Source organism: Nocardia carnea, from assembly GCF_029869215.1.
In the GTDB taxonomy this organism is placed as follows: Bacteria; Actinomycetota; Actinomycetes; order Mycobacteriales; family Mycobacteriaceae; genus Nocardia; species Nocardia carnea_B.
In genome coordinates this window covers 1-6,330 of the sequence record NZ_JARWPM010000151.1, presented here as the reverse complement: position 1 = coordinate 6,330, position 6,330 = coordinate 1, and the positions used below count along the sequence as shown (strand labels likewise).

8 protein-coding genes are annotated in these 6,330 nt (G+C 65.2%); 2 read left to right on the top strand and 6 right to left on the bottom strand.

Features of this window, described 5'->3' with window-relative positions; genetic code table 11:
* Window positions 1-57 precede the first annotated feature (57 nt).
* The gene (locus tag QH276_RS10130; protein ID WP_432278787.1) at window positions 58-264 is read right to left on the bottom strand and encodes a MerR family transcriptional regulator; all 207 of its coding nucleotides are present in this window, start codon (window positions 262-264) and stop codon (window positions 58-60) included.
* 192 nt (window positions 265-456) lie between these two features.
* On the opposite strand from QH276_RS10130, the gene QH276_RS10125 reads away from it, so the two are divergent.
* A complete protein-coding gene (locus QH276_RS10125) occupies window positions 457-1,449 on the top strand; it encodes a TIGR03560 family F420-dependent LLM class oxidoreductase (protein WP_280401124.1) in 993 nt (330 codons plus the stop codon).
* 62 nt (window positions 1,450-1,511) lie between these two features.
* On the opposite strand, the gene QH276_RS10120 is transcribed toward QH276_RS10125, so the two are convergent.
* The 3 genes from QH276_RS10120 to QH276_RS10110 form a co-directional block, all read right to left on the bottom strand.
* On the bottom strand, window positions 1,512-1,931 hold the full coding sequence (locus QH276_RS10120) for a type II toxin-antitoxin system VapC family toxin (RefSeq protein ID WP_280401125.1): 420 nt from the start codon (window positions 1,929-1,931) through the stop codon (window positions 1,512-1,514).
* The gene (locus QH276_RS10115) at window positions 1,924-2,178 is read right to left on the bottom strand and encodes a type II toxin-antitoxin system Phd/YefM family antitoxin (RefSeq protein WP_280401126.1); all 255 of its coding nucleotides are present in this window, start codon (window positions 2,176-2,178) and stop codon (window positions 1,924-1,926) included. The genes QH276_RS10120 and QH276_RS10115 overlap by 8 nt, the downstream gene beginning before the upstream one ends.
* 141 nt (window positions 2,179-2,319) lie before the next feature.
* Window positions 2,320-2,829 carry a carboxymuconolactone decarboxylase family protein gene (locus tag QH276_RS10110; protein WP_280401127.1) on the bottom strand — a complete coding sequence of 170 codons (510 nt, stop codon included), beginning with the start codon at window positions 2,827-2,829 and terminating at the stop codon, window positions 2,320-2,322.
* Window positions 2,830-2,905: 76 nt separating this feature from the next.
* Between QH276_RS10110 and QH276_RS10105 the strand changes: the two genes are divergently transcribed.
* Window positions 2,906-3,388 carry a MarR family winged helix-turn-helix transcriptional regulator gene (locus QH276_RS10105; protein ID WP_280401128.1) on the top strand — a complete coding sequence of 161 codons (483 nt, stop codon included), beginning with the start codon at window positions 2,906-2,908 and terminating at the stop codon, window positions 3,386-3,388.
* 70 nt (window positions 3,389-3,458) lie between these two features.
* Here QH276_RS10105 and nrdE read toward each other — a convergent pair whose 3' ends face one another.
* Together nrdE and nrdI are read right to left on the bottom strand one after the other, a co-directional pair.
* The gene (nrdE, locus tag QH276_RS10100) at window positions 3,459-5,618 is read right to left on the bottom strand and encodes a class 1b ribonucleoside-diphosphate reductase subunit alpha (protein WP_280401129.1); all 2,160 of its coding nucleotides are present in this window, start codon (window positions 5,616-5,618) and stop codon (window positions 3,459-3,461) included.
* Window positions 5,615-6,064, bottom strand: coding sequence for a class Ib ribonucleoside-diphosphate reductase assembly flavoprotein NrdI (gene nrdI / locus QH276_RS10095; protein ID WP_280401130.1), 450 nt, complete (start codon window positions 6,062-6,064; stop codon window positions 5,615-5,617). Before nrdI ends, nrdE begins: the two co-directional genes overlap by 4 nt.
* Window positions 6,065-6,330 lie beyond the last annotated feature (266 nt).

Genomic DNA, 6,330 nt, shown 5'->3' with positions numbered 1-6,330 from the left:
GGCGGCCGCCGCCGTTACTGGCCCCCGAATAACCTGGGTTTCCGAGCCACCGTGTTCTTACCCAAACAGGGCGGCCACCGCGCCGAGCGGCAGGCCGTTGCCGGCCAGCCACCGGATACGCATCAGCCGGGTCAGCTCGGCCATGCCGTATTCGCGGTAGCCGTTGCCGGGGCGAGCGGGCTCCGGGAGCAGGCCCAGTCGGTGGTAGTGCCGGACGGCGCGCGGGGTGGTTCCGGCGGCCGCGGCCAATTCGCTGATCCTCATGTGTCCCAGCGTGCGGTGTGACGCTACGTCGTAGTCAAGAGCCGGCGCGGCCCCGAGCTCGGCGGCCGGCCGGCCCGGTACCGATTTCGCGCGCCGGGCGCCGAATAATTGCCCGGCCGTCGATAGCCCGACACAGTGGACAACGAGGTATGTCTCATCCGGCCCACGGGCCCGACAACTGAGGAGAGTGCTGTGCGCTTCGGAATCTTCATCCCCCAGGGCTGGCGGCTGGATCTGGTGGGTATCGAACCCGCCGCGCAGTGGGAGGTGATGCGGGATCTCGCGGCCCGTGCCGACGCGAACCCGGTGTGGGAATCGCTGTGGGTGTACGACCACTTCCACACCGTTCCGGAGCCCAGCGCGGAAGCCACCCACGAGGCGTGGAGCCTGATGTCGGCCTTCGCGGCCACCACGTCGCGAGTGCGGCTGGGGCAGATGTGTACGGCGATGAGCTACCGCAACCCGGCCTACCTGGCGAAGGTCGCGGCGACCGTCGATCTGATCTCGGGCGGCCGGACCGAGATGGGTATCGGCGGCGGCTGGTACGAACACGAATGGCGCGCCTACGGGTACGGCTTCCCCACCGCCGGGGAGCGGCTGGGCCGCCTCGACGAGGGCGTGCAGATCTTCCGGCAGGCGTGGAGCACGGGCACCGCCACCCTGGACGGCAAGTACTACCAGGTCGACGGCGCGATCGTGCGTCCGCTACCGGTCCAGGAGGGTGGGATTCCGCTGTGGATCGCCGGTGGCGGCGAGAAGAAAACCCTCCGCATCGCCGCGAAATACGCGAATTACACGAACTTCGCCGGTGAGCCCGAGGAGTTCACCCGCAAATCCGAGATCCTGCGCGACCACTGCGCCGACGTCGGCACCGATTTCGACGCCATTGTGCGCAGCGCCAACTTCAATGTCGTCATCGGCGCCACCGAAGCCGAGGTCGAGCAGCGCAAAGCCGAGAACGCGGCGCGGATCGCCCCGGTGCTGGGCGAGGAGAAGGCACGCGCCTATATCGACAACCTGACCAACGGCGGCGCTGCCGTCGGCACCCCGGAACAGATCGTCGAGAAACTGTCCGCCGTCCGCGACCGCGGCCTGGGCTACGCCATCTTCAACTTCCCCGAGGCCGCCTACGACACCAGCGGTATCGAACTCCTGGAACGCGAGATCCTCCCGGCACTCACCTGACCGGGCAACCGGGGAAAGCGAGGCCGCCCCCGCGCGCAGCCTCGCTTCTCCGATGCCCGGCCTCAGACCGCGACCACCGTCAGCAACGGATCCAAGCCCTTGAAGCCGTCCACGTTGCGGGTGAACAACGGCAGATCGTTCGACGAGGCGATCGCCGCGATCATCAAATCCATTTTGCGTGGCTTGGGGTTTCGTCCCGCCGCGATTACCAGCTTCGCCATCGAGGTGAATCGGCGCGCCGCCGTAGCGGAGAAGGGCAGTGCGTCGAAAGCATGCTCGACCTCGAGGAGCCGTTCGGTTCGCAGCGCCAGCGTTTCCGCATCCGATGCCAGCGCTACGCCGAGCCCCAGCTCCGCGAGCGTCACGGTGCTGATCTTCGCCTGGATCGGGAGGTCCGCGTCGTCGATGGTAGGCAGATCGATGAGTGCACAAGTATCCAGCAGGCCGACCGGGTGGCGGAACAAGACTCCCGGTTCAGTCATCCAGTCTGTCCTCTCCGAAAGCGGCGTCGATTTCCGCCCGTTCACCCGCGGCGTTCGCACTGGCCGCAAACCTGGTGAGGCGCTTCTTCAGTTCGGCCGTCGTCAGGTCCTTCCGCGGCGCAATAGGCCGCAGTTCCCCGACAGGTCGTCCGTTGCGCGTAATGACGAAATCCTCACCCGCTTCCAGCGCATCCATCACACCCGCACTGCCGTTGCGTAGCTCGGCTTGACTGATTGTCCTGGTCATATACGCAATATAGCCACTGATGCTATCTGTCGCTATAGCAATTGGTCAACGCCGGCCTGGCGAGGAGATCGGCTCCGATATGGTCCTGCACCAGCGGCGGGCCGGCAGCGGCCCCGGCGGCCGATACTCGGACGCGCCGCACTACACGGCCCGGACCAGCCGGTTGGCAAAGGTCGAGATCGTGTAGGTCCCGATGCCCAGGACGACCTCGAGTGCGTTGCGCTCGGTGTAGCCGTGCGCAACGAACGCCTCCACCGCCCGGGGATCCACGGCCCCGGCGGTGGCCATGGCCTCGAGGGTGAAGGTCCGGACCGCCTCGAGACGCTCGTCGTCGAGGGCCCGCTGCCCGCGCAGTTCCGCGACGAGTTCCGGCGGAGCGCCGAGTGTGCGCAGTTTCCCGGCGTGCTGGGCGATGCAGATATGACAGTCGTTGCGTACCGCGACCGTCATGATGACCACCTCCCGCGCGATCGGGTCCAGCGTGCACCGGTCGAATCGCGCGGTCATGTCGAGGAATCCGGTCAGCAGTTCCGGTGAGGCGGCGAGCCGGGCGACCGCGTCGGGGAGCACGCCACCCCACGCGCCGGCCACGGCCGCCATCGCGGCGCGCGAACCCTCCGGGGCGGTGTCGACGGTATGCGGGGCGAACATCTCGGCCTCCTAGTATGGACAACATGGTTGACGAATTTATAGTAAACCAGGTTGTCCATTACCTCAAGGTTGTGCGATGACCAGGGAGAACGCGGATCACTCCCGGTCGGGTTACGAACTCCCCCTGCTCCTGCTGGCGGGATTCCGCACCCTCATCGACGAGCTACACGCCGAGCTCACGCGCGGCGGCCACCCCGGCGCGCGGCCCGCCCACGGCTTCGCCATGCAGGCCATCGGACCCGACGGGGCGACCGCCAGCGATATCGGCCGCCGGCTCGGCATCTCCAAACAGGCCGCGGGCAAAACCGTCGATCGGCTCATCGCACTCGGCTACGCCGAACGCGCCGCCGACCCCGCCGACGCGCGCCGCCGCCTCATCCGCCTCACCCCGCACGGACACGATATGCTCGCCCGCTCGGCCGCGATCTTCGACCGGCTACGCGCCCAGTGGGCGGACACACTCGGCGAACAACAGCTGCGGGCGATGGAGGACGGATTACGCACCGTGGCCGCACCGAACGCGTTCCGCCTCGACGCGACGCAGTGGATGAGCGATTGAGCCACGAACAGCACGTGGCGCGCACCAGCTACCGAAGCTGTTGCGCGCCACTGCGTGTTCCGCGGGCCGATCAGAGCATGCAGCTCACGCAGCCCTCGACCTCGGTACCTTCCAGCGCCATCTGCCGCAGCCGGATGTAGTAGAGGGTTTTGATGCCCTTGCGCCAGGCGTAGATCTGGGCCCGGTTCAGGTCGCGGGTGGTGGCGGTGTCCTTGAAGAACAGCGTCAGCGACAGTCCCTGGTCCACATGCTGGGTGGCGGCGGCGTAGGTGTCGATGATCTTCTCGTAGCCGATCTCGTACGCGTCCTGGTAGTAGTCCAGGTTGTCGTTGGTCATGTACGGGGCCGGGTAGTAGACGCGGCCGATCTTGCCTTCCTTGCGGATCTCGATCTTCGACGCCACCGGGTGGATGGAGCTGGTGGAGTGGTTGATGTACGAGATCGAACCGGTCGGCGGGACGGCCTGCAGGTTCTGGTTGTAGAGGCCGTGTTCCATCACCGCGGCTTTCAGCTGCCGCCAGTCGTCCTGGGTCGGGATGTGGATACCGGCGTCGGCGAACAGCCGGGCCACCCGCTCGGTCTGTGGCTCCCACACCTGCTCGGTGTACTTGTCGAAGTATTCACCGCTGGCGTACTTCGACTCCGGGAACCCGCCGAAGTACGTACCACGTTCCTGCGCAAGCAGATTCGAGGCACGCAGCGCGTGGTAGACCACGGTGTAGAAGTAGATATTGGTGAAATCCAGGCCCTCTTCGGACCCGTAGTGGATCCGCTCCCGCGCCAGGTACCCGTGCAGGTTCATCTGCCCGAGTCCGATGGCGTGCGAGGAGTTGTTGCCCTGTTCGATCGAAGGCACCGAGTAGATATGGGTTTGATCGGAGACCGCGGTGAGCGCCCGGATGGCGACCTCGATGGTCTGCGCGAAATCCGGCGAATCCATCGCCTTGGCGATGTTCAGTGAGCCCAGGTTGCAGGAGATATCCTTGCCGACCTGCGCGTAACTGAGGTCGTCGTTGTACGTCGAGGGCGTGGAAACCTGCAGGATCTCCGAGCACAGGTTCGAATGGGTGATCTTGCCGGCGATCGGGTTGGACCGGTTCACCGTATCCTCGAACATGATGTACGGGTAGCCGGATTCGAACTGCAGCTCGGCGATGGTCTGGAAGAACTCGCGCGCCTTGATCTTCGATTTGCGGATCCGCTTGTCGTCGACCATCTCGTAGTACTTCTCGGTGACGTCGATATCGGCGAACGGCTTACCGTAGATACGTTCCACGTCGTACGGCGAGAACAGGTACATGTCCTCGTTCTTCTTCGCCAGTTCGAAGGTGATATCCGGGATCACCACACCCAGCGAGAGAGTCTTGATGCGGATCTTCTCGTCCGCGTTCTCCCGTTTGGTGTCCAGGAACCGGTAGATATCGGGATGGTGGGCGTGCAGGTACACCGCGCCCGCCCCCTGCCGCGCCCCGAGCTGGTTGGCATAGGAGAACGAATCCTCCAGCAGCTTCATGATCGGGATGACGCCGGAGGACTGGTTCTCGATCTTCTTGATCGGCGCCCCGTGCTCACGAATATTGCTGAGCAGCAACGCGACGCCGCCGCCGCGCTTGGACAACTGCAACGCCGAGTTGATGGAGCGCCCGATGGACTCCATATTGTCCTCGATACGCAGCAGGAAGCACGACACCGGTTCACCGCGCTGTTTCTTACCCGAATTGAGGAAGGTCGGAGTGGCCGGCTGGAAGCGGCCGTCGATGATCTCCTCGACCAGTTTGCTCGCCAGTACCTCGTCGCCCGCGGCGAGGGTGAGCGCGACCATGCACACCCGGTCCTCGAAACGCTCGAGATAGCGCTTCCCGTCGAAGGTTTTGAGGGTGTAGGAGGTGTAGTACTTGAACGCGCCGAGGAAGGTGGGGAACCGGAACTTCTTGGCGTAGGCCTGCTGGAACAGCTTCTTCACGAAAGCCCGGCTGTACTGCTCCAGCACCTCGGGTTCGTAGTAGTTCTCCTCGACGAGGTAGTCGAGCTTCTCGTCGAGGTTGTGGAAGAAGACGGTGTTCTGGTTGACGTGCTGCAGGAAGTACTGGTGGGCGGCTTCGCGATCCTTGTCGAACTGGATCTCGCCGTTCGGCCCGTACAGGTTCAGCATCGCGTTGAGGGCGTGGTAGTCCAAGACCTCACCGGGTTCGCCGGCGCGCTGCGGGGGCTGCTCCAGCCGGGCCGTCATACCTGCTGGTGCTGTCGTTGTTGCTGCCAAAACAATCCCAATCCCTCTCGGACGCGTTCGACGTCCTCAGCGGTTCCCATGAGTTCGAAGCGGTACAGGTAGGGCACCCCGCATTTGCGGGAGATCACATCACCTGCGAAGCAGAAGGTGTCGCCGAAGTTGGTGTTCCCGGCGGCGATCACCCCGCGCAACAGGGCGCGGTTGTGCGGATCGTTGAGGAACTTGGCGACCTGGCGCGGTACGAATTCCTTATCGGAGCGAGCCGAACCCAAGACGTGCCGACCGCCTCCGTAGGTGGGGACGATCAGCACGTAGGGTTCGTCGACGCGGAGCGAGTCGGTGGTGCGCAGAGGGATTCGGAGAGCCGGGAGATTCAGCTTCTCGACGAATCGGTGAGTGTTCTCCGAAGCGCTGGAGAAGTACACCAAGGTATGCGATTCGGACATTTTCACCTCCCCTGTTCCCCGACCGGATCGGGCGCGGTGCGCTCAGGCTGTTCCTGCTGCGCTACCGACTCCGGGCCTGACGCGCTCAGGCTGTATCTGTTGCGCCTGAGCGCGGGCCCTCCGTGGTGACGCTGCGCTACCGCCTCCGGGCCTGACGCGCTCAGGCTGTATCTGTTGCGCCAGAGCGCGGGCCCGGCGGGGGTACGCAGCGCATCCGGCCCCGGGCCGGACGCGCGCCGGGCGCCCCGGGGGGCCGGGCGGTGATG

Coding starts and splice junctions, on each gene's coding strand:
- QH276_RS10130 (WP_432278787.1), bottom strand. CDS start 264: ATGAGGATCAGCGAATTGGCCGCGGCCGCCGGAACCACCCCGCGCGCC.
- QH276_RS10120 (WP_280401125.1), bottom strand. CDS start 1,931: ATGACTGAACCGGGAGTCTTGTTCCGCCACCCGGTCGGCCTGCTGGAT.
- QH276_RS10115 (WP_280401126.1), bottom strand. CDS start 2,178: ATGACCAGGACAATCAGTCAAGCCGAGCTACGCAACGGCAGTGCGGGT.
- QH276_RS10110 (WP_280401127.1), bottom strand. CDS start 2,829: ATGTTCGCCCCGCATACCGTCGACACCGCCCCGGAGGGTTCGCGCGCC.
- QH276_RS10105 (WP_280401128.1), top strand. CDS start 2,906: ATGACCAGGGAGAACGCGGATCACTCCCGGTCGGGTTACGAACTCCCC.
- nrdE (WP_280401129.1), bottom strand. CDS start 5,618: ATGACGGCCCGGCTGGAGCAGCCCCCGCAGCGCGCCGGCGAACCCGGT.
- nrdI (WP_280401130.1), bottom strand. CDS start 6,064: ATGTCCGAATCGCATACCTTGGTGTACTTCTCCAGCGCTTCGGAGAAC.